Annotated in this window: 18 protein-coding genes; 5 read left to right on the top strand and 13 right to left on the bottom strand. The window is 40.3% G+C overall.

The window, feature by feature from the left end:
* Window positions 1–191 precede the first annotated feature (191 nt).
* From ACT29I_RS15195 to ACT29I_RS15175, 5 genes are all read right to left on the bottom strand, one after another.
* Window positions 192–2126: a YfbK domain-containing protein gene (locus ACT29I_RS15195; RefSeq protein WP_444793864.1), complete on the bottom strand. Its 1935-nt coding sequence runs from the start codon at window positions 2124–2126 to the stop codon at window positions 192–194.
* Between the two features lie 119 nt (window positions 2127–2245).
* Complete coding sequence (gene lpxA, locus ACT29I_RS15190; protein ID WP_430933826.1) at window positions 2246–3037, bottom strand: acyl-ACP--UDP-N-acetylglucosamine O-acyltransferase; 792 nt, start codon at window positions 3035–3037, stop codon at window positions 2246–2248.
* Window positions 3038–3308: 271 nt separating this feature from the next.
* Window positions 3309–4709, bottom strand: a complete 1401-nt coding sequence (locus ACT29I_RS15185; protein WP_430933764.1) for a bifunctional UDP-3-O-[3-hydroxymyristoyl] N-acetylglucosamine deacetylase/3-hydroxyacyl-ACP dehydratase — start codon at window positions 4707–4709, stop codon at window positions 3309–3311.
* 43 nt (window positions 4710–4752) lie between these two features.
* The gene (gene lpxD, locus ACT29I_RS15180; protein WP_430933763.1) at window positions 4753–5793 is read right to left on the bottom strand and encodes a UDP-3-O-(3-hydroxymyristoyl)glucosamine N-acyltransferase; all 1041 of its coding nucleotides are present in this window, start codon (window positions 5791–5793) and stop codon (window positions 4753–4755) included.
* 120 nt (window positions 5794–5913) lie between these two features.
* Window positions 5914–7176 (bottom strand): HD domain-containing protein, encoded by a 1263-nt coding sequence (locus tag ACT29I_RS15175; protein ID WP_444793863.1) that lies wholly within the window; start codon window positions 7174–7176, stop codon window positions 5914–5916.
* Window positions 7177–7412: 236 nt separating this feature from the next.
* On the opposite strand from ACT29I_RS15175, the gene rimP reads away from it, so the two are divergent.
* From rimP to ACT29I_RS15155, 4 genes are all read left to right on the top strand, one after another.
* Complete coding sequence (gene rimP, locus ACT29I_RS15170; protein WP_444793862.1) at window positions 7413–7877, top strand: ribosome assembly cofactor RimP; 465 nt, start codon at window positions 7413–7415, stop codon at window positions 7875–7877.
* A gap of 21 nt (window positions 7878–7898) precedes the next feature.
* Window positions 7899–9134, top strand: coding sequence for a transcription termination factor NusA (nusA, locus tag ACT29I_RS15165; RefSeq protein ID WP_430933760.1), 1236 nt, complete (start codon window positions 7899–7901; stop codon window positions 9132–9134).
* Between the two features lie 65 nt (window positions 9135–9199).
* Window positions 9200–12319, top strand: coding sequence for a translation initiation factor IF-2 (gene infB, locus ACT29I_RS15160; RefSeq protein WP_430933758.1), 3120 nt, complete (start codon window positions 9200–9202; stop codon window positions 12317–12319).
* 275 nt (window positions 12320–12594) lie between these two features.
* Window positions 12595–12783, top strand: a complete 189-nt coding sequence (locus ACT29I_RS15155) for a T9SS type A sorting domain-containing protein (protein ID WP_430933757.1) — start codon at window positions 12595–12597, stop codon at window positions 12781–12783.
* Between the two features lie 218 nt (window positions 12784–13001).
* On the opposite strand, the gene gcvH is transcribed toward ACT29I_RS15155, so the two are convergent.
* From gcvH to rnr, 4 genes are all read right to left on the bottom strand, one after another.
* Window positions 13002–13379, bottom strand: a complete 378-nt coding sequence (gene gcvH / locus ACT29I_RS15150; protein ID WP_430933756.1) for a glycine cleavage system protein GcvH — start codon at window positions 13377–13379, stop codon at window positions 13002–13004.
* 235 nt (window positions 13380–13614) lie between these two features.
* The gene (gene metA, locus ACT29I_RS15145) at window positions 13615–14532 is read right to left on the bottom strand and encodes a homoserine O-acetyltransferase MetA (protein ID WP_430933755.1); all 918 of its coding nucleotides are present in this window, start codon (window positions 14530–14532) and stop codon (window positions 13615–13617) included.
* Between the two features lie 66 nt (window positions 14533–14598).
* Window positions 14599–15198 (bottom strand): TetR/AcrR family transcriptional regulator, encoded by a 600-nt coding sequence (locus ACT29I_RS15140; RefSeq protein ID WP_430933754.1) that lies wholly within the window; start codon window positions 15196–15198, stop codon window positions 14599–14601.
* 321 nt (window positions 15199–15519) lie between these two features.
* Window positions 15520–17682, bottom strand: coding sequence for a ribonuclease R (gene rnr, locus ACT29I_RS15135; protein WP_444793861.1), 2163 nt, complete (start codon window positions 17680–17682; stop codon window positions 15520–15522).
* Window positions 17683–18027: 345 nt separating this feature from the next.
* On the opposite strand from rnr, the gene ACT29I_RS15130 reads away from it, so the two are divergent.
* Entirely contained in the window at window positions 18028–18741 is a 714-nt protein-coding gene (locus ACT29I_RS15130; RefSeq protein ID WP_444793860.1) for a toxin-antitoxin system YwqK family antitoxin, read from the top strand.
* Window positions 18742–18776: 35 nt separating this feature from the next.
* On the opposite strand, the gene ACT29I_RS15125 is transcribed toward ACT29I_RS15130, so the two are convergent.
* From ACT29I_RS15125 to ACT29I_RS15110, 4 genes are all read right to left on the bottom strand, one after another.
* Window positions 18777–19208 (bottom strand): universal stress protein, encoded by a 432-nt coding sequence (locus ACT29I_RS15125; protein WP_444793859.1) that lies wholly within the window; start codon window positions 19206–19208, stop codon window positions 18777–18779.
* 131 nt (window positions 19209–19339) lie between these two features.
* Window positions 19340–19549 carry a Sec-independent protein translocase subunit TatA/TatB gene (locus tag ACT29I_RS15120; protein ID WP_430933749.1) on the bottom strand — a complete coding sequence of 70 codons (210 nt, stop codon included), beginning with the start codon at window positions 19547–19549 and terminating at the stop codon, window positions 19340–19342.
* Between the two features lie 40 nt (window positions 19550–19589).
* Window positions 19590–20909, bottom strand: a complete 1320-nt coding sequence (rseP, locus tag ACT29I_RS15115) for an RIP metalloprotease RseP (protein WP_430933748.1) — start codon at window positions 20907–20909, stop codon at window positions 19590–19592.
* A gap of 144 nt (window positions 20910–21053) precedes the next feature.
* Window positions 21054–22208, bottom strand: a complete 1155-nt coding sequence (locus ACT29I_RS15110) for a 1-deoxy-D-xylulose-5-phosphate reductoisomerase (RefSeq protein ID WP_430933747.1) — start codon at window positions 22206–22208, stop codon at window positions 21054–21056.
* Window positions 22209–22217 lie beyond the last annotated feature (9 nt).

Below are 22217 nucleotides of genomic sequence, written 5' to 3'. Positions count from 1 at the left end.
GTTTTAAAAGTTTGGTTCGATTAAAAATTTTGGTTCAAGTTAATTATCAACAATTTACTTAAGCTCGAAATTTAAGGCTATTTTTTTAATTAGTCAATTGCTTACATAACCTTTACCAAAGTTTAAAACTTTGGTAAAGGTTATTAATATACATCAAATTTTAAGTCATCTACCCATATAATAGCGGTAATCTATCGTAAACTTACGGCGTCAGCGAGTACCTGCGCCGATTCCATTAACCTGATCATTTCGGCCCGATATCCTTCTTTATCCTCCGAACGGGAAGCTTTGGCCCACTTTATTATATCATCATAATTTACGTTTTCAATGTAGTCGGAATTGCGGAGTTTCATTCCCCAGGCAGCAACCGAAGCCGTAAATTTAAAATCGGAACTAGATTTTTGGTACGAAAGCACTTTGTTTTTAACGGTTTCAACCAACAGCGTACTTTTTGGGGCATCGGGTTGCTTATAGCGCAACTTTAAGGTGAGCAATTCATCGGAATATGTATTATTTCCCTGGATTTCCTTTTTCTTATAGGCCTGATACTTCAAGGCATCCACACCGGGCACATAATCCTTGATATCCTCCGCTCCTAAAGGAATAATTTCGTATAACGCAGTCACTGTGTGGCCTGCTCCGATTTCGCCAGCATCTTTCTTGTCGTCGTTAAAGTCCTCTTTGTTTAACAAGCGGTTTTCGTAACCAATTAAACGATAGCCTGCCACATGCCTTGGGTTGAATTCAAGTTGAAATTTCACATCCTTGGCAATCGTATACAAAGTACCGCCAAACTCTTCTACCAATGCTTTACGGGCTTCCTGAATATTATCGATATAAAAATAATTTCCGTTTCCTTTATCGGCAATAATCTCCATTTTACTGTCTTTATAATTGCCCATTCCAAATCCGGCAACCGTTATAAATATTCCATTATCACGCTCACCTTCAATCAGTTTTTCCATTTCGGAGTTACTGCTCACGCCTACGTTAAAATCACCATCGGTCGCCAGAATTATTCTGTTGTTGCTCTCTTCCAATAAATTTTTGTGCGCCATTTTGTAAGCCAGTTTAAGTCCGGCTCCACCTGCCGTTGAGCCACCTGCATTTAATTTATCCAGTGCTTCAATAATCTTTCTTTTTTCGTTACCGGATGTTGGCTCCAAAACTACGCCTGCAGCTCCGGCATAAACCACTATCGACACCTTATCTTCGTCTCTGAGTTCGTTGACCAACATTTTGAGGGCGGATTTTAACAATGGCAATTTATTGGCCGCCCGCATGGAGCCGGACACATCCAATAAAAATACCAGGTTCGAAGGTGGTAGGTTTTCTTTCTCCATGCGCTTGCCCTGAAGTGCCACTTTCATTAGGTAGTGCTGCTCGTTCCAAGGACACGCAGCAACTTCTTGATGAATGGCAAATGGGTGATTATCTTTAGGGCCGGCATAGTTGTAGTTAAAGTAGTTGATCATCTCCTCAATACGCACCGCATCGACTGGCGGCAACGAACCTTGATTAATAAACCTGCGTACATTTGAATATGATGCCCGGTCCACATCTACCGAGAAAGTAGAAAGCGGTTCTGCCTTGGGATCCAAAAATTTATTTTCGTTAAACGAGGCATAATCCTCGGTTGAAACCGGATATGGTTGCGGAGGGAGACAATAAGCTGTTTTGCTCTTCGATACAGAAGAATATCCTCTTATCCTAATCGCTTGTCCGCTTTCTCTTGATTCATTCACACTAACACCAGCAACCCTGCCGCTTAAGGCACCTGTTATATCTTTTTTGCTCTGTTTACCAAATCCAACCACTGCCACTTCATCCATTGAAACTATATCAGCTTTTAAAACAACCTCAAGTTTATCTTTTCCTTTAACGGCTATTTCCTGTGTTTGACACCCAATAAACATAAAACGTACAATCGCATTCTCGCTTCTTACCGATAAAGTAAACTCACCATCCATATTAGTGGTGGTTCCATTTGTTGTGCCCTTTTCAACAATTGAAACGCCAGGTAAGTGAGTTTTAGTTTCATCGTACACAATACCTGAAATCACTTTTGCTGCGTGCGCCCCTATAAACAGGCCCAAAAAACCGAATAATAATAACGTTGTCTTCATAACTTAATATTTTAAAAGTTTGTTCTGTATGAAGGATGCCCACGTTCATATTATTCCATAAAAAAAACCGATCTAATTTTCATCAGACCGGTTTTTAATATCTTTAACTAAGGTTTATTCTATCTTTCAGAAACTGACGCATACCCTTTGATAATTCCTCTTTGCGAGTTTTTCACGAACAAAACAATTTCGTCGCGCTCTTTGGAGGCTGGTAATTCAGCCTCAATTTTATCTATGGCATCCGAGTTGTTCAATCCGCTTTGGTACAGAACCCGATAAATATTCTGGATTCCTGTAATTTGTTCATTGGTGTAGCTCCTTCTTCGCAAACCGATAGAGTTGATACCACCATATGACATTTTGGTGTTACCCACTTTTACGTAAGGAGGCACATCCTTGCTTAACAAGGCACCACCCTGTATCATTACGTGCGCCCCAATATGAACAAACTGATGCACGGCTGAAGAACCGCCCACAATGGCATAATCATCTATTCGAACTTCCCCTGCCACCTGGGTGGCATTGGCTATTATCACATTATTTCCAACTATAACATCGTGGGCAATGTGTACATACGCCATTAACAAACAATTACTTCCTACCACGGTCTTTCCCCTTGAAGCGGTTCCCCGGTTAACGGTAACACATTCTCTAATGGTAGTATTGTCGCCAATAATAGCTACAGAATCTTCACCGGCAAATTTCAAGTCCTGAGGAATTGCTGAAATAACCGCTCCCGGAAATATATTACAGTTTTTACCAATTCTTGCCCCCTCTAAAATAGTAACGTTGGAACCAATTCTGGTTCCTTCCTCAATGACCACGTTTTTGTCGATGGTAACAAAGGGTTCAATTACCACGTTAGGCGCTATTTTTGCCTCAGGGTGGATGTATGCCAATGGTTGTTTCATGTGTTTCGTTTTACTTTTCTCCAACTGTTCGCGCTCCAACTGAGCTGTTGGTTTCTCTCCTAATTCAATAATGTCGTTCATATTTAGGTTTTAGTACCTAAGTTTTATACGCTTTCCCAATTTTTCCAGCTGCGAAAATAATCGAAGAATCCTAATAAAAAAAATAATAAGCTATTAATTGCCCGTAATGCTTAACGAATTGATATATACTTGATTTAAATACGGAAATAACGGGAATCGACTTTTCTATCATTCCAGTACCTTAGCTCTTTCAAACTTTGTTGCGTGCTACATTGGCCATAAATTCACCTTCCGCAACCACCGAATCACCGACAAACGCGGTACCTTTCATATTAGCCACACCCCGTCTCATCGGTGTTAGCAATACCAGTTTAAAAATAACCGTATCGCCCGGCACCACTTTCTTACGAAACTTAATGTTATCCAGCTTCATGAAATAGGTGGAATAATTTTCAGGATCCTCTACTTGGTTTAACACAAATATTCCTCCGCACTGCGCCATAGCTTCTACCAACAATACACCCGGCATAACGGGTTCTGTTGGAAAATGCCCTTGAAAAAATGGTTCGTTCAACGTCACATTTTTAACTCCCACCACAAAATCTTCCTGTATGTCGATGATCTTATCCACTAGCAAGAATGGATAGCGATGTGGTAACATACTGGTTATTTTATTGATATCGCAAATAGGTTCTTTGTTGGGATCGTAATGGGGCACTTCCGGTTTGTTGGCTTGCTTCCTGATTTCGGTGCGAATTAGTTTGGCAAATTCCACATTGGACTGATGTCCCGGACGGGTGGCTATGATCTTACCCTTGATGGGTAAGCCCGCCAAACACAAATCCCCGATCACATCCAGCAGTTTGTGGCGGGCAGGTTCGTTATGATGTTCCAGCTCCAGGTTATTTAAGATCCCTATGGGTTTAACCTCCACTCTGGGTTGATGAAATAAGTCAGCCAACCGATCCAGTTCCTCTTGTGTTACATCTCTATCTATAATTACAATTGCATTTTTAAGATCACCTCCTTTAATCAGGTTATGTTGCATTAGCATTTCAACCTCGTGCAGAAAAACAAAAGTACGGCAGGCACTAACCTCTTCCTCAAAATCTTTTAACGAAGATAGCGACGCGAACTGGCTTCCCAGAAACACTGAGTTATCAAATGAAATCATGGTGTCGATATTAAAAGAATCATCAGGCATGGCAACCAGCTTGATGCCCTTTTCTTTATCTTCGAAAACCATTTTTTCTTTCACCACAAAATATTTTCTTTCCGCTTGTTGGGGTTGAATTCCTACCTCTTTGATAGCTGCCACAAAATGTTTTGCGCTACCATCCAATATAGGAATCTCAGGTCCGTCGACCTCTATCAAACAGTTATCTACCCCTAAACCGCGCAATGCCGCTAAACAATGCTCAATCGTACTTACCGAGGCATCTTTCTTTTGCAGTACCGTCCCTCTTTGTGTATAAGTAACGTTCTCGGCATATGCATCTATGATGGGTTTATCTTCAAGATCGGTTCTTTTAAACTTAAACCCGTGATTTTCAGGCGCAGGGTTAAGCACCATAGTTACCATTGCTCCTGTATGCAACCCCGTACCTTTAAGGGTAGCTTTATTTGCCAGTGTATTCTGATTTTCTACCATATTAAAAATTTCATCGCCAAACAACTACTCGTATTTGAATAGTTTATTCTTCGCCTTTTAATTTTTTTATTTCTTGTTTTAGCTCGCGTACCTCCTTCACCAGATCCGGAAGGCCTTTTAAGGCTACCCAGGACCGCGCAAAAGCTTTGGCCTCAAAAGCCGGCGTACCTCTGAGTACCGCACCTTCTTCTTTTACGTTACCGGCAATACCGGTATAAGCACCCATCTTAACTCCATCAGCCACTTTCAAATGTCCCACAACGCCCGAGTGTCCGCCAAACATACAGTTTTTTCCAATTACCGTTGAACCCGCCACCCCCGACATTGCGGCAATTACCGTATTCTCGCCCACTTCTACATTATGTGCAATTTGAACAAAGTTATCCAACTTAACACCTTTCTTCAAAACGGTTGAGCCTATCGTAGCCCTATCTAAAGCTGTATTTGCTCCAATTTCACAATCATCCTCCAGCACCACATTTCCAAGCTGAGGAATCTTGGTGAATTCACCATCCGCTTGAGGTGCAAAACCAAATCCATCTGAACCCACAACCGATCCTGCATGCAAAATACAGTTATTACCAACTACACATTCGTGATATATTTTAGCTCCAGGATATAAAATACAATTATCACCTACTGTAACATTGTCGCCTATATACACATTGGGATAAATACTCACATTGTTACCAATTTTTGCATTATCTCCTATATAAGCAAAAGCACCTACGTATGGGAAATCTCCCAAGGTAGCGGATTCTGAAATAAACGATGGTTCTTCGATACCCGTATTACGCGGCTTCATTTCAGCATACATCTGCATTAACCTGGCAACAGAAGTATATGCATCCTCCACTTTAATCATGGTGGCTTGCACCTCCCTTTCCGGTATAAAAGAGTTGTTTACCAAAACCACGGAGGCTTTGGTATCATATATGTACTTTGTATATTTTGGGTTGGCTAAGAAGGAAATGGTTCCGGGTTTACCATCTTCGATCTTCGAAACGTTACAAATCGTAACTTCCGGGTTTCCAACAACTTTCCCGTTAATTAATTCTGCAATTTGCTTAGCTGAGAATTCCATTTTAAAAAATTTGCTGCAAATCTAATAATATTATCTTCATTAAACCCCATTGCACGGGCTATTTTTCAAACCCGGCTAAAAACCTAAGCTTAATTAAAACCATTCGACCATACCGTTTAATTATAATTTGCTGGCCCAATTCCGAACCGATTTGGGATAAATCAGGACGTTTTTTCTTACATTCTTACTTAACACCGATAAATTTAAAATATCCGATGCAGTGGAAACATCTTTTAAAGAACCCCCTGAAAATAAAATGTTAATTTTTTCATCGGTCAAGCTATAGGCATGGTTTTCTATAACATCCGTAGTCACAAAATACCCAACTTCATCCTTACTTAAATTAAACTCTTCTCCTATTTTTTCCTTAATGCGTTTTATTCTTTGTTTATTGAAGGGTTTATTTTGTAACTCAATATGCAATAAATCGCGATTTACAATTGCTTTAGACAAAGATGACAATACAAAGTCTTCATGTTGCGTCCATATTTTAATGGCCGACATAATATCGCCATCATCCAGCAAAGAGAATTTTTCCAATACTGTTTCGTCTTTCATAAAGATGTCAAATGTTACATCGGATGCCATAAAATATTGCAGATGGGGCGTCGCAAACATGCCAATACCGTTGTGCATGAGATATTTGGCACGTCTCAAAACATTCACCAACATACTTTCGGCTACCACGGCAGTTTTATGCAGGTAAACCTGCCAGTACATCAACCTTCTGGCAATTAAAAATTTTTCTATGGAATAAATCCCCTTCGATTCCACAACCAGCTGGTCGTTATGCACATGTAGCATTTTAATTATTCTATCCGAACCGATTACCCCTTCTGTAACCCCTGTAAAAAAACTATCCCGCCTTAAATAGTCCAGCCTGTCCATATCCAATTGGCTACTCACCAATTGGTGCAAGAATTTTTTAACGTAATTATCCTTAAATATTTCGATAGCCAGGCCTAATTGGTTCTCAAACTCCTTATTCAACCGTTCCATAAACATCAGGGAAATCTCTTCGTGGGTAATTCCTTCCACCAGGGAGTGTTCCAAAACATGAGAAAAAGGTCCGTGCCCTATGTCATGTAGTAAAATGGCCATATGAACTGCCTGAGATTCTTCCTCTGTTATTTTAATGCCTTTTGACTGTAGCACACCCACTGCCTGAGTCATCAAATGCATGGCCCCAACCGCATGCTGAAACCTATTGTGCATGGCTCCCGGGTACACCATAGAGGTAAGCCCCAATTGCTTAATTCCCCTTAGCCGCTGGAAATATCTATGTTGCAAAAGGTCATAAATAAAATCAAAAGGAATCTTTACAAAACCATAAACCGGATCGTTTATGATTTTCAGTTTATTAAATGGATAATCTCTTTCCACAAAGAACAATGATTAATGATATGTCCGCAATATAGAATTTTATGGGGAAAAACAGGAATTAAATCAACCTCATAACCAACAAAAGAAATAGTACAAGTCATATTTTAACCCTTGATATCGCATTAGCTTTTATCACATGTTGCATATTAACTGCATAATAACTATCTTTGCAGCGGTTTTAACTAAATATCTTAAGGATAGGGGGCGGATGTCCCCTATTTTATTACCAATAGGCGATGATTACAAAGGAACAGATTCTTGAAATTATAACGGAAAAGATCGAGGCGGATGATTGTTTTATTGTTGAAGTAAAAGTTTCTGCCACGAACAAGATAATGGTGTTGATTGACAGTATGGATGGGATTAATATTGACTACTGCATTCAGATAAGCCGTTTGATTGAATCGTCGTTCGACCGGGAAGAAGAAGATTTTGAACTGGAAGTTTCGACACCAGGATTGGGACAACCGCTAAAGGTCTTAAACCAGTACAAAAAAAACATTGGACGGGAAGTGGAAGTCACACCTTTTGAAAGCGCTCCTTTCAAAGGGAAACTTACCCAGGTGTACGAAGATCATTTTTCGGTTGAAGAACAGAAAAAGGTTAAAATTGAAGGGAAAAAGAAAAAAGAATTGAAGTTATTTAATCACAACTATAAGTTCGACGAGGTTAAATCGGTAAAAATAATTGTTTCGTTTTAACAAGCCGGCAAATAAAAAGTCATGGAAAACATTAATTTAATTGATACTTTTTCGGAGTTTAAAGAACTGAAGAGCATTGACCGAGCAACTATGATCAGAGTGCTCGAAGACTCTTTTAGAAGCGTTTTGATTAAGCGTTTTGGGACTGACGAAAATTTCGATGTTATTATCAACACGGACAAGGGAGACTTTGAGATATGGCGTAACCGTGAAATTGTTGCTGATGATGAGTTAGAGGACGACAACCTGCAGATTTCATTAACGGACGCCAAAAAGATCGACGAAGATTACGAAGTGGGAGAAGAAGTTACCGACGAGGTTCGTTTTATTGATTTTGGGCGAAGGGCAATTTTAAGTCTTCGTCAGAATTTATCTGCCCGTATTTTAGAACTTGAAAAAGATAATATCTATCATAAATACAAAGATAGGATTGGTGATATTATTACCGGAGAGGTATACCAAATTTGGAAGAGAGAGATTCTTATTCAGGATGACGAAGGTAACGAATTGATCTTGCCAAAAGCAGAGCAAATCCCTTCTGATTTTTTTCGCAAGGGGGATAACCTAAGGGCTGTAGTGGTTAAAGTAGAGATCAGGAACAACAACCCGTTAATTATCGTTTCGCGTACTTCCCCTGTATTCCTTGAAAGATTATTCGAATTAGAAGTACCTGAAATTTTTGACGGATTAATCACCATAAAAAAGATTGTTCGTGTTCCAGGCGAAAGAGCCAAGGTTGCGGTAGAATCGTATGATGAACGAATAGACCCGGTAGGAGCATGTGTTGGAATGAAGGGGTCGAGGATACACGGTATTGTTCGAGAGTTGCGTAACGAGAACATTGACGTTATTAATTACACAACCAATGTTCAGCTGTTTATACAACGTTCGCTGAACCCCGCTAAAATTAACAACATCAAACTTTTTGAAGAAGACAAAAGAGCACAAGTATATTTACGTCCCGACGAAGTAAGCCTTGCCATTGGTAAGGGAGGTTTAAACATTAAATTAGCGAGCCAATTAACAGGCTACGAAATTGATGTTTACCGCGAAATGGAAGTGGACGACGAAGATGTAAGCTTGGACGAGTTTACGGATGAGATAGAAGGATGGATTCTTGACGAAATCAAAGCCATCGGTTGCGATACCGCCAAATCGGTATTAGACCTTAGCATTGAAGATTTGGTTAAAAGAACAGATCTTGAGGAAGAAACCATTAAAGATGTAATAAAGATATTGAGCGCAGAATTTGAATAAATCTATTATTTTTGCAAGTTCAATAGTTTAGGTAAAGAATTTAGAGTAAATCATTAATTCCCAATATGGCAGTTGGCAAATCAAATAGACTAAGTAAAGTAGCCCGAGAATTTAACGTAGGGATTCACACCATTGTTGAATTCCTTCATAAAAAAGGGTTCGACGTTGAAACGAACCCTAACACGAAGGTGTCGGATGAAATGTACAATCATATTCAAAACGAATATAACACCGACCTTAATGTTCGTAAAAGATCGGAAGAGCTTAGCAAACAAAAGTCTCACAAAGAGACCATCTCCATTGAAGATGTAAGAAAGGACTTAGCCCCAACTCCGGAACCGGAACAGGAAAGAGCTAAGAAAGAACCGAAAGTTGAAAAGGTTGAGACTCCTAAAACGGAGGAGCCTAAGGTATTGGGCAAAATTGACCTGGACCAGTTCAGCAAGAAAAAAACGGTGGCCAAAACTACAGCGGAGGAGCCGAAGAAGGAAGAACCGAAAACGGAAACTCCTGTTGATACGCCTGTCGTTCCTGCTACTCCCGATGAAAAAACCGAGGAGAAGCCTGTGGAGGCAAAAAAACCGGAAGTAAAGAAAGAAGATAAGAAGCCAGTGGAAACGCCTCATATATCAACTGCCAAACAAAATATTGAGGAGCCTAAAGTGGTCGGGAAAATCGATATAGATTCTTTAAGTAAAAAGAAAAAAGCTACGCCAACACAGGAAAAACCGGAAACCACAAAACCTGAAACTTCAAAAGAAGAAGCAAAGGCGAAGGATTCTGTTGTGGAAGAAAAACCGAAAACTGAGCCAAAGGCTGAGGTAGATAAACCAACGGATATTACACCAACAGAAGAAAAACCGGCCAAAAAAGAAGCGGGTAGTAAAGAAGAAACTACAGAGGGTGCTTCCGTATTTAAACCTACCCTTGTCAAAAAACTTTCCGGACCAACGGTGGTTGGGAAAATTAAATTACCGACTGTCCCTACTAAATCAGATAACAACGCCGATAAAAAGAAGAAAAAGCGTAAACGAATCCGCAAGGACAAAGAACGCGTAAATATAAACGAAAAGTCCAACCAGCAAGGTGGTCAAAGGCCACAGGGACAAAGAAAACCAGGACAAGGCGCACAGCAAGGCTCTGGTGGACCAGGCGGCAGCAAGCCAAACCGAGGACAAGGCAGCCAGGGAGGACAACGCCACCAAGATAATCGCAATCAGAATAACAAAGGACCGCGCAGGGGCAAACCGGCACATCGTCGTCCTGTTAAAGCTGAGATTAGCGAGGAAGATGTACAAAAGCAAATTAAAGATACATTGGCCAGGTTAACGGCCAACAAAGGTAAATCAAAAGCTTCCCGTCACCGTAGAGACAAACGCGATGCCGTCAGCCAGAAGCAAATGGCAGAGGAAGAATTGGCACACCAGGAAAAAAATGTGATCCAGGTCACAGAATTTGTTACGGTGGCCGAGTTGGCTTCGATGATGGATGTGCAAGTGAACCAGATTATTGCATCATGTATGAGTCTGGGATTATTTGTATCTATCAACCAGCGTTTGGATGCCGAGACTATTTCGCTTGTAGCAGAAGAATTTGACTATACCGTTGAGTTTATTAGCGTTGAGGTAGCCGCAGCTATTGAAGAGGAAGAAGAGGTAGATGAAAGCCTGTTGGAAGAACGTTCTCCTATCGTAACTGTGATGGGACACGTTGACCACGGTAAAACTTCGTTACTTGACCACATCCGTAAAGCTAATGTGATTCAAGGTGAAGCCGGGGGTATTACGCAGCACATCGGCGCATATTCCGTATCTCTGGATTCAGGCAGAAAAATCACCTTCCTGGATACTCCGGGTCACGAGGCCTTTACGGCAATGCGTGCTCGAGGTGCTCAGGTAACTGATATTGCCATCATTATTGTTGCTGCGGACGATAACGTGATGCCTCAGACCATAGAGGCCATCAACCACGCCTCTGCGGCTGGTGTACCCATCGTATTTGCCATCAACAAAATTGATAAGCCGGGAGCCAATCCTGATAAGATTAAAGAAGAGCTTGCTAATATGAACTATCTGGTGGAAGACTGGGGCGGTAAATACCAGTGCCAGGAAATTTCTGCTAAGAACGGTGTTAACATCGACGAACTTTTGGAAAAAGTGTTGTTGGAAGCGGACTTATTAGAGCTTAAAGCAGTTAAAGAGAAAAGAGCTGTTGGTTCGGTAATTGAATCATCACTGGATAAAGGTCGTGGTTACGTAACCACGTTACTTGTGCAATCAGGCAGCTTGAGGGTAGGAGATATTATTTTAGCTGGCAGTTATATGGGACACGTTAAAGCGATGTTCAATGAACGTAACCAAAGAGTTGAGGTTGCCCGTCCTTCGGAACCGGTGCTAATGCTCGGGTTGAACGGTGCAGCACAAGCCGGCGAAAAGTTTAACGTGATGGAAAGCGAGCGCGAAGCCAAGGAAATCACTAACAAACGTACGCAGTTGCAGCGTGAGCAGGGAATGAGGACCAAGAAGCATATTACGCTTGACGAGATCGGCCGTCGTATCGCTATCGGTAACTTCCAAGAATTGAACGTTATTGTTAAGGGTGACGTGGATGGATCTATCGAAGCACTTTCAGATTCGTTGATCAAGCTTTCGACCGATGAAATTCAAGTGAACGTGATTCACAAGGCCGTGGGTCAGATATCGGAATCGGATATCATGCTGGCCACAGCTTCCAACGCCATTGTCATCGGTTTCCAGGTTCGTCCGTCATTGGCCGCCAGAAAGATTGCCGAGAAGGAAGAAATAGACATCCGTCTGTATTCTATCATCTACGACGCTATCGAGGAGCTTAAATCGGCCATGGAAGGTATGCTTTCTCCGGAAATCAAGGAGCAGGTTGTTTCTACACTTGAAGTGCGCGAGACATTTAAAATCACCAAAGTAGGTACCATTGCAGGTTGTATGGTTAAGGAAGGCAAAATAAGGCGGAATGCCAAAGTCCGCTTGATTCGTGAAGGAATCGTTATCTATACCGGTGACTTGGCAGCACTGAAACGCTTTAAAGACGATGTGAAAGAAGTTGCCTCGGGTTACGAGTGTGGTGTGAGCATTGCTAACTACAACGATATTAAAGTTGGTGACTTTATTGAAGCCTTTGAAGAAGTTGAGGTTTCAAGAACATTGTAAGACTTATAGATTTAGAGTGAAGCGACATCCTGCCACCTAAAATTTATTTTTGGCGGGAATAGACTTAAAATATTCAATCCCTGTTCATTTATTTGAGCAGGGATTTTTTTGTGCTATTGATTTAATGCTGTCAGGTCCAAGGCGCTGTCAGGTTATCAAAAACTACCAGTTCTGTACCACTTTGAAAATATATAACAAACAACACCAAAACCACAAAACTGATAAACCTCATAAAACTAATTCATTAATATGTTTGGTATTTAACTATAAATATTATGGCTAATAATGTAATTGAAGAAAGAGTTACTATTAACTTTTTTAACAATTCAATGAGCAAGGTAAAAGTTTATCAATCTAAAGAACTTACCAATACCATAAATATTTCTGATTTAAGAACTGGTATCTATTTTATCCAAGTTATATATGCCGGTCAGGAATTTACCGAAAAAATAGTAGTGGAATAACTTACCTCTCATAATTAAATAATATCCCTGTTCGTTGGTTTGAGCAGGGATTTTTTTTAGGTTATCAGCATTAGAGAATGTAATTGACGTTTGGCTACGAGCCCCAAAACATATCCCCAAGGTCATGCAACAACAATTCGTGTTAATTCGTAAAATTCGCAGACAAAAAAGCCCGAAGAAAAATCTCCGGGCGCAAATATCTTTGTTAATTGGAGTTTCTACCCAATCAGTTCTTTATATTGATCTGCCGTTAAAAGCGCATCAAAATCGGCTGCATCCTCAGCTTGCACTTTTACCATCCAACCACCTTCGTATGGTGCTTTATTTACTAGGTCTGGTTGATCTTCCAATTCAGGGTTCACTTCGAGCACGGTACCTTTGACCGGCATATAAAGGTCCGAAACAGTTTTAACGGCCTCAATGGTACCAAAAACCTCTTCTTTATCTAATTCCTCTCCTTCGGTTTCAATTTCAACAAAAACGATATCACCCAGCTCGCCTTGCGCAAAATCAGTGATTCCAACAGTTGCCTTATCGCCTTCAATTAAAATCCACTCGTGATCTTTTGTATACTTTAAATTTTCAGGAACATTCATTTGTCTGCTTTTTTAAATTATGAGTATCAAAATTAAAACAAAATACTATTGCAATTTATGGCAAATGTCATACTTTGATCATTGGTCACCAGCTTTTGGTCGTTCGTAAACCAAACCATAAACATAAAAATATCCGTTAGTTACCATAACTATATCCTTGTCTCTTGTTTAAAAGTCCACACTTAACATTCAGTGCACTTTGACCGCTAACCATCGACTATTCACCTCTGATTAATCAGTGAATTTCATCCAGTTTATAAGGGGTTTCCTGGTATACGTAATAGTTTAACCAATTGGTAAACATCAGGCTGGCATGGCTTCTCCATCGAACAATGGGATCATTGGACGTATCGTCGTTAGGGAAATAGTTTTTAGGAATAGAAATATTATCCCCTTTTTCCAGATCCCTGAAATACTCTTCGCGCAAAGTAAACGGATCGTACTCTGCATGGCCTGTAACGAAAATCAATCGCTTATCCGGCGAAACAACAATATGAACTCCTGCCTCATCCGATTCCGCCAGGATTTTAATACCCGGAATTTTATCGATATCTTTTGCGCGAACACCGGTAAAACGGGAATGTGGCGCATAAAATACATCATCGAAACCTCTCATAAGTGGCTCCTTCCTATCCTTCACCTTATGTTCGAACACCCCAAAGAGTTTTTCGTTGAGCTGGTATTTTGGAACCCCGTAATGATAGTACAAGCCCGCCTGAGCTCCCCAGCAAATATGCAAGGTGCTGGTCACATTTCGCCTGCTCCATTCCATAATTTCCTTTAGCTCCTCCCAGTATGTCACCTCATCAAACTCCAAATGTTCAACAGGCGCCCCGGTAATAATCATACCATCATACTTATCCCCCTTTACCTCCTCGAAGGTCTTGTAAAAGTTGACCAGATGTTCTTTGGGTGTCGATTTGGGAGCGTGCGTGCTGGTCATTAAGAGATCTACTTCCACCTGCAATGGTGTATTTGAAAGTACGCGCATAATCTGAGCCTCGGTAGTGATTTTTAAAGGCATCAGGTTAAAAACAACTATTTTTAGAGGACGAATATCCTGATGGCTTGCACGCGATTCGTCCATCACGAAAACATTTTCGCTTTCCAGGACATTACGTGCCGGTAACTTATCCGGGATTTTTATAGGCATACTTTAATTTTTTTAAACAACAAAGGCCGTAAAATACGGCCTTATTTCTTTATTAACAATGACATTTTACCTTTTTATCAATCCAAAGAATAAAATGTTGAGTGTATTTTGCACCTGCTCCACCATATCTTCATATTTATTGGTGGCCTTAAACATAGGTATTTCAATACCCTTAAGGGCAAGAGCAATGGCCATGGCGCCCATGTGCACGTTCTTCATCTGAAACGATCCATCAGCCACCCCCTCGTTAATGATAGTCTCTATCATTTCAACTTCGGCTTTTTCGGTACTTTCTTTTACGGCCTTAACAAACTCAATCCCCCCAAATCTTTCATCCGTGAGCGCTTTAAAATAGTTATCTTGCTCACTGATGGTCTTCATTCGTGTCAGGACATAATCGTTCAACTTCTCTTGGGGATTCTTATCGGACTCCACCACGACCCTTAGGTTAGAGATTAATTCTCCTTGTTCCTTATCAATAACCGCTTGAAAGATTTCTTCTTTGTTTTTGAAGTAATAATACAAAGAACTCTTCCCCTTATGTAGCTCAAGGGCAATATCTTCCATTGTTGTTTTCTTGTAGCCAAACTTAGCAAACAAGCCCTGTGCAGCTTCTAATATCGAAACTCTTACAGATTCGTTGTAATTAAGGTTTTCAGTTGTCATACGGCGTATTGGGATTTTAACATTTCTATACAAATGTACGAATTTTCAGCTGTACTTAAAAGACATTCACCTCTTAATATACTTCGGTAGTGTAATTTTTTTGCTCTCGGTCGAAACAAAACTCAATGCCAGAACCAAACAAAAGGCCAGCGACACAATAAGTCGATAGTTCAGAAGTTAATACGTGCATACGGATCTGCATTCCTTCACAAATAAAATCCGCAAAATATATTGGATGGATAACCTCAAATGTATGGTTAGGATACGCCTGATCAATCATTAAATCGGTGTTTTGCGATTGCAATCGCAAAACACCGCCTTTTATAGCGATACCAGTTCGAAATCCAACTGCTTTTTAATCAGATTGGCTTTGGCCACCAGAACCGTAACGGGGTCGCCCAATTGATATTTCTTTCTGAACTTTCGGCCAACGATGCAGTAGTTTTCCTCATCGAAGCGATAAAAATCATCATCCAGGTTTCTGATGGAAACCATACCTTCACATTTGTTCTCGTCAAGTTCAACATAAAACCCCCATTCGGTAACTCCTGAAATAACACCGGAAAACTCATTGCCCACGTGCTCCTTCATAAATTCTACCTGCTTAAACTTTATGGAGGCTCGTTCAGCCTCGGCTGCCGTCATTTCCATCATAGAACAATGTTTACATTGATCCTCTGTTTTTTCTACATTGGCCGATCTACCTCCTTCCATATATGATTCCAACAAGCGATGAACCATCATGTCGGGATATCGGCGTATTGGCGATGTAAAGTGAGAATAATGCCTGAAAGCTAGCCCGTAATGCCCTACGTTATGCGTTGAATAAGATGCTTTGGCCATGGTACGAATAGCCAAAGTTTCAATAATATTCTGTTCTTTCTTTCCTTCTACCTGCTTTAGCAAGCGATTGATAGAACTACTGATACGCTCCTCCCCCATAGGCATGGCCTCATATCCGAATTTACGCACAAATCGGGCAAAGTTCTCGAATTTATCGGGATCTGGATTGTCGTGCACCCTATAAACAAAAGTCTTGGGCTTTACCCCCTTTCCTTTGGAAATTTCTTTCTTCCCGATAAATTCAGCCACCCTTTTGTTGGCCAGCAGCATAAACTCTTCAATCAATTTATTGGCATCCTTTGATTCTTTAAAAAACACACTCAAAGGTTTTCCATCCTTATCGATGTCAAATTTAACTTCTATTCGTTCAAAGGAAATAGCTCCATTGGCAAAACGCTGTTCCCTAAGTCCTTTGGCCAGTTTATCCAGAATTAAAACCTCCTCTTTAAAATCGCCCTCTCCTGTTTCTATAATTTCCTGTGCTTCTTCGTAGGTAAACCGCCTATCGCTAAAAATTATGGTTTTCCCATACCAGGTATCAATCAAGTTAGACTGATCATCCAATTCAAACACCACCGAGAAACACAGCTTTTCCTCATTGGGCCTCAACGAGCATATACCATTACTTAAGCTTTCCGGCAACATAGGCACCACCCTGTCCACCAGGTAAACCGACGTGCCACGTTCATAGCCCTCTTTGTCAATAATTGTTTTGGGCTTTACGTAATGGGTAACATCTGCAATATGCACGCCTACCTCCCAGTTACCGTTGGGCAGTTTCTGCAACGACAAGGCATCGTCAAAGTCCTTGGCATCCTTAGGGTCAATTGTAAAAGTGGTTACTTTTCTGAAGTCGCGACGCAGTTTTATTTCTTCGTTGCTTATATTCTCGTCGATTTTTTCGGCTGCTTCAATGACCTTTTGAGGATATTCATATGGCAAGTTGAATTCAGCCAATATTGCGTGTATCTCCGCATTATTTTCTCCCGCATCACCCAGGACATCCACTATTTCGCCAAATGGGTTCTTGGTATAATCATCCCAGTCGGTAATTCTACCCACGGCCAGTTGACCATGTTTCGCTCCCTTTAGTTTACCCATTGGAATAAACAAATCCTTGAACATGACCTTTTTATCGGTCACCAAAAAGGCAAAGTTCTTTGATATTTCCACTGTCCCGACGAAGGTATTACGCTTACGCTCTATCACCTCAACCACTTCACCCTCCAATGACTTTCTTCGTCGCTTAGCGAAAGTATGCACTTTCACCAAATCACCGTTTATAGCATTCCGCAGGTTTTGTTGGCTCACAAAAACATCATCTCCAATGCCGTCTTGCGGAACAATGTATGCCGCTCCAGAACTGGTAGCATCTACTGTACCTACCACAAAGGCGCCGCGCGACAATAACTTAAATTTACCTTTGGCAACCTCGGTTAAAAATCCACTTTCCAACAATTCGTACAAAACCTCCACAATTGTTTGCCTCAAAGTCATCTTTTTTAAGCCTAACAGTTCCGATATCTGCTTGTAGTTGTACGTATGTTTTGGGTTATTTGTAAATATACCTTGAACAAGGCCTACTATTTGATTTTTTTTTAATCCTCTACTTCTCTTTTTAGTCTTCTTCTTACCACCCATGGGCATCTTTTTTTTATTAATCGCAAAGTAGCGATTTTTGAATTGTTATTTGCTGATTTATTTCAAAATAATACTTAATTCACCATACACGTATACAAACTACAGGAATTACAGGCTAAAGTATACTTAAGGTGCATTACACCTTTATCATTAAAAAAAATATTGATAAAATATTACCGTTTACCTATAACCTTATTTAGCAAAAAGAGTATAAAAGTTATTATTTCGAACGTACTCCTTTGCAACAGGAGCTGCTGCAATTACACTATGCTAAATATACTAAAAAACATATTCTGTTGTTTGGTATTCTCATTTCACATGGGAAACTGTGCTTCTATTAACTTAATGGGACAGACCTCCAAAAATAATTTAAATCAGGTAGATGCGGCCGGTTTGAAACAAGGTCGCTGGGTTATTACCGAAAATGAATTGGTTGTTGAAGAAGGGGTATATGTTGATGATCTGAAACAAGGTATTTGGAAAGCATATTACCAAAACCGAAATTTAAAACATGAAATAAATTTTATAAATGGAGAAGCAAAAGGTACGGCACGTTTTTATTACAAAAATGGAACACTTCGCGAATCAGGCAATTGGCAGCTAGATCACTGGGAAGGAAGTTATCAATACTACTTCGAATCGGGGGAATTATCATACGACTGGTATTACAATGAAAACGGTAAGCGCGAAGGCGAACAAGTCTACTACCATGCCAATGGTAAAAAAATGTACCAGGGCAAATGGGAAAACGGAAAGACCGATGGTACGCTAAAAGTATACAACGATTCCGGGCAACTTGTTCTGGAAAAAACATACAACAACGGGCAAATTGCAAAAATTGAAGAACCGGTACAAAACGAGCAAAACAACAGTAGCGTCCGGTTTACCCAGACTGGTTTTCATACGGTTGTACACCTCAATGGTAAGATCGACAAGAAAGGCTTCTTTGTTAAAGGAAACTTATTCAACGGTGAAAAACACCATTACGATGAGCAAGGTAACTTAGTGTCTGTTACCCAATATAAAAACGGCAAAGTAGTTGCCACAAAAGAACAATAATATGCGTGACTTATGAAATAAGGATACAAATTTCATCAAGTCGGAATAACCAACACAGGCACCTTACTGTTGTCTAATAAAGAAACATCTGTCCTTCCAAAGAAAGCATTGTGCAGAAAACCATGCTTATGATGCCCAATCACTACCAAATCGATATGTAATTTATCTATCTCTGCAGCCAGCATTTCCACTGTACCCCCATTAATCAATAAACTCTCTGCTTCTACCCCTTTAAAATTAACATTATCGGACAACCGTTTTAACTCATGGTGCTCCTTCTTTAATTCCGTAGCTCTCATATCCCGAATATACTGCGGGCCGGCTTCGTACCCCACAAATTCGGGTTCCGGTGCGCTAATGTGAACGATCCATAATCTAGCCTTAAAATTTTGGGCCTGTTCAAATGCATTATCCAGAATTTTATCTGTTCCTTCTTTTAGATCCACTGCAACCAAAATATTTTTCATAACAAAAAGCTTTAAGTTCAACAGAACCTATAAGTTAGTGAATTTCCTGCTTAAAATCAAACAAAAAAAACCGCTTCCCATAAAGGAAACGGCCTTGTTTATTTACAATAGTGGAAAGAGTGTTACTATCCCTATTTTTTATCTTCAGTTTTTTTATCTTCAGTTTTTTCATCCGCTTGGTTTTCGTTACGGGCATTTTTAAATTCCTTCATACCCTGTCCTAACCCTTTCATCAGCTCAGGAATCTTACGACCACCAAACAAAAGCACAATGGCTAAAATGATTAAAATCCACTCATAGCCTCCCATGAAGCCGCAGATATATATTGCATTAAGTTCCATAACAAATTCTTTTTTTTCAAAAATAACAATTAATCAGGACTTATTTAAAAAATGCCCTAAATATATCGTTCCCGTTGGCGAATATAAGCAAACTGAACAAAATAACCATACCGACGATCGTTGCATATTCCAGGAATTTATCGCTAGGTTTACGACCCGATACCATTTCGTACAACAAGAACAACACATGGCCACCGTCCAAGGCCGGAATTGGTAAGATATTCATAAAAGCCAGAATGACCGATAGAAAACCCGTCAATTCCCAAAACGCGGACCAGTTCCATGTTGCCGGAAACAATCCGCCAATAGCCCCGAAACCGCCTATTTGTTTAACGCCTTCTTTCGAGAATACCAGCTTTAGTTGTTTCACATAACCAATCAACGTATTAATACCTTTTGAAACGCCTGCCGGCAGTGCTTCCCAAAATCCATAGGTTAATTTGGTAACATTGAAAAATGTGCTTGGCAGTTTAGCATACACGCCAATGGTCCCTTTTTTAGAAACCAAGCACCTAATACTTTCGGTCTGGCCGTCTCTAACAATTCCCAAAGTAACTCTCTGTTCTTTATTTTCGCCTAATAACTTGGTGATCTGCCTATAATACTCGGCTTCTTGCCCATTGACAGAAATCACCTTATCTCCGGTCTTGATTCCGGCCTCAAATGCGTTACTTCCCATAAGCACAGAATCCACCAAGAAAGGCATTCGGATAGCCGCCAGGCTTTTTACTTCCTGATCAAGGACCGTTTTCCCAAAATCGGAAGGAATGGGTAGTACAAAGATTGAATCTTCCCTTTTTACTGTTAGTTCCTTAGCTTCTTCCAATAAAATAAACGACAAAATATCAGAAGCTGATTTTACCGTGAAAGTATCCACAGATGTAACCACATCACCATCCTGCAACCCTATATCATGAGCCAGTTCATGATATGTTAGGCCAAATTTGGCATCCTCGACATGAATATAGGATTCTCCCCACTTGAAAAGAACCATCCAAAAAATAAAAAACGCCAATAAAAAGTTAACCAATACCCCGCCAATCATAATCAACAAACGCTGATACGTTGGTTTTGAGCGAAACTCGTATGGTTTTGGCTCTTCCTTCATGGCCTCCTTATCCATTGACTCATCAATCATTCCGGATATTTTTACATATCCCCCTAATGGAAGCCAACCGATACCGTACTCCGTTTCACCTTTTTTTACCTTAAACAACGAAAACCAAGGATCGAAGAAAAGGTAAAATTTCTCGACTCTGGTTTTAAAAAGTTTGGCAAAGAAAAAATGTCCAAACTCGTGCAGTATAACTAATATCGAAAGGCTTAATAACAATTGCCCTGCTTTTATAACAATATCCATCTAAATTATTTTCATTTTTTTGAGCTACAAATATATTCCTTTTTTGCTATTATTTTGTATTAAGTATCCAAACACAAGATTCAAGTTTAATTATGAAAATGCAATCTCCTAACAACCTTTATCTTACATTTTTATTTGACCATATCAACAACTGATTAATGATTGTGCTATTTTTCTGGCCTCGGCATCCGTTTCGAAATAATCATCCACAGTTGGTTTTTGAATAAAGCTAGCCCTTGCCATCGTTTTTTCGATGACATCCGACATTTCTAAAAAACCGATCTTCTTTTCCAGGAAGCCATCTACCACAATTTCGTTGGCCGCATTTATTATGCATGGCATGTTACCGCCTTTGCGCAATGCCTCATAGGCAATCGCCAAATTCCTAAACGATTCCAGGTCCGGTTTTTCGAAACTTAAATTTGGATAGTCCATAAAATTAAACCTCGGAAAATCCACCTCGAATCTTTCGGGATAGGTTAATGCATACTGAATGGGCAGTCGCATGTCGGGCAATCCCATTTGCGATTTCATGGAACCATCGGTAAACTGCACCATACTGTGCACAATACTTTGTGGATGCACAATAACATCAATCTGCTCTGCCTCCAAGCCAAACAGCCATCGAGCTTCAATCACTTCCAGTCCCTTATTCATCATACTGGCCGAATCGATGGTAATTTTGTTTCCCATCTCCCAATTGGGATGATTTAAAGCCTGCTCGGGTGTTACTTTGCTTAAATAATGGCGATCTTTTCCCCTAAATGGCCCACCGGAAGCAGTCAGGTAAACTTTTTCGATCGGATTTTGAAACTCCCCTACCAAGCATTGGAAAATAGCAGAATGTTCAGAGTCGACAGGAAGAATTGGCACTTTGTTTTTCGCGGCCATTTCGGTGATGATATCCCCGGCCACCACCAAGGTTTCTTTATTGGCCAAAGCTATGGGTTTTCTGTTTTTAATGGCGTTCATGGTAGGTTGTAGCCCAGAGAAACCAACCATGGCAGTTAACACTACATCAACCGTCCCCATTTCCACGACTTGAGCTATAGCATCGCCTCCCGCATATACTTTAATGGGCAGATCCTCGAGCGCTTCCTGCAACTGCTTATATTTAGCCTTATTGCCAATTACAACCGTATTGGGCATAAAAGCACGACACTGCTCCACCAATTTGCCGATGCGGTTATTGGCCGTTAATACTTCGACTTCGAATTTATCTGGATGTTTTGAAATTACATCTAAGGTTTGTGTTCCGATGGATCCGGTAGAACCCAGCACCGCTATCCTCTTCTTCATATGTTACCG

This window comes from Saccharicrinis sp. GN24d3 (genome assembly GCF_052400645.1).
Lineage (GTDB): Bacteria > Bacteroidota > Bacteroidia > Bacteroidales > Marinilabiliaceae > Saccharicrinis.
This window is presented reverse-complemented; position numbering and strand designations above follow the sequence as displayed.

What these genes read in the sequence shown, in the direction of transcription:
- ACT29I_RS15195 (WP_444793864.1), bottom strand. Translation starts at nt 2,126, where the DNA reads ATGAAGACAACGTTATTATTATTCGGTTTTTTGGGCCTGTTTATAGGG.
- lpxA (WP_430933826.1), bottom strand. Translation starts at nt 3,037, where the DNA reads ATGAAACAACCATTGGCATACATCCACCCTGAGGCAAAAATAGCGCCT.
- ACT29I_RS15185 (WP_430933764.1), bottom strand. Translation starts at nt 4,709, where the DNA reads ATGGTAGAAAATCAGAATACACTGGCAAATAAAGCTACCCTTAAAGGT.
- lpxD (WP_430933763.1), bottom strand. Translation starts at nt 5,793, where the DNA reads ATGGAATTCTCAGCTAAGCAAATTGCAGAATTAATTAACGGGAAAGTT.
- rimP (WP_444793862.1), top strand. Translation starts at nt 7,413, where the DNA reads ATGATTACAAAGGAACAGATTCTTGAAATTATAACGGAAAAGATCGAG.
- nusA (WP_430933760.1), top strand. Translation starts at nt 7,899, where the DNA reads ATGGAAAACATTAATTTAATTGATACTTTTTCGGAGTTTAAAGAACTG.
- infB (WP_430933758.1), top strand. Translation starts at nt 9,200, where the DNA reads ATGGCAGTTGGCAAATCAAATAGACTAAGTAAAGTAGCCCGAGAATTT.
- ACT29I_RS15155 (WP_430933757.1), top strand. Translation starts at nt 12,595, where the DNA reads ATGGCTAATAATGTAATTGAAGAAAGAGTTACTATTAACTTTTTTAAC.
- gcvH (WP_430933756.1), bottom strand. Translation starts at nt 13,379, where the DNA reads ATGAATGTTCCTGAAAATTTAAAGTATACAAAAGATCACGAGTGGATT.
- metA (WP_430933755.1), bottom strand. Translation starts at nt 14,532, where the DNA reads ATGCCTATAAAAATCCCGGATAAGTTACCGGCACGTAATGTCCTGGAA.
- ACT29I_RS15140 (WP_430933754.1), bottom strand. Translation starts at nt 15,198, where the DNA reads ATGACAACTGAAAACCTTAATTACAACGAATCTGTAAGAGTTTCGATA.
- rnr (WP_444793861.1), bottom strand. Translation starts at nt 17,682, where the DNA reads ATGGGTGGTAAGAAGAAGACTAAAAAGAGAAGTAGAGGATTAAAAAAA.
- ACT29I_RS15130 (WP_444793860.1), top strand. Translation starts at nt 18,028, where the DNA reads ATGGGACAGACCTCCAAAAATAATTTAAATCAGGTAGATGCGGCCGGT.
- ACT29I_RS15125 (WP_444793859.1), bottom strand. Translation starts at nt 19,208, where the DNA reads ATGAAAAATATTTTGGTTGCAGTGGATCTAAAAGAAGGAACAGATAAA.
- ACT29I_RS15120 (WP_430933749.1), bottom strand. Translation starts at nt 19,549, where the DNA reads ATGGAACTTAATGCAATATATATCTGCGGCTTCATGGGAGGCTATGAG.
- rseP (WP_430933748.1), bottom strand. Translation starts at nt 20,909, where the DNA reads ATGGATATTGTTATAAAAGCAGGGCAATTGTTATTAAGCCTTTCGATA.
- ACT29I_RS15110 (WP_430933747.1), bottom strand. Translation starts at nt 22,208, where the DNA reads ATGAAGAAGAGGATAGCGGTGCTGGGTTCTACCGGATCCATCGGAACA.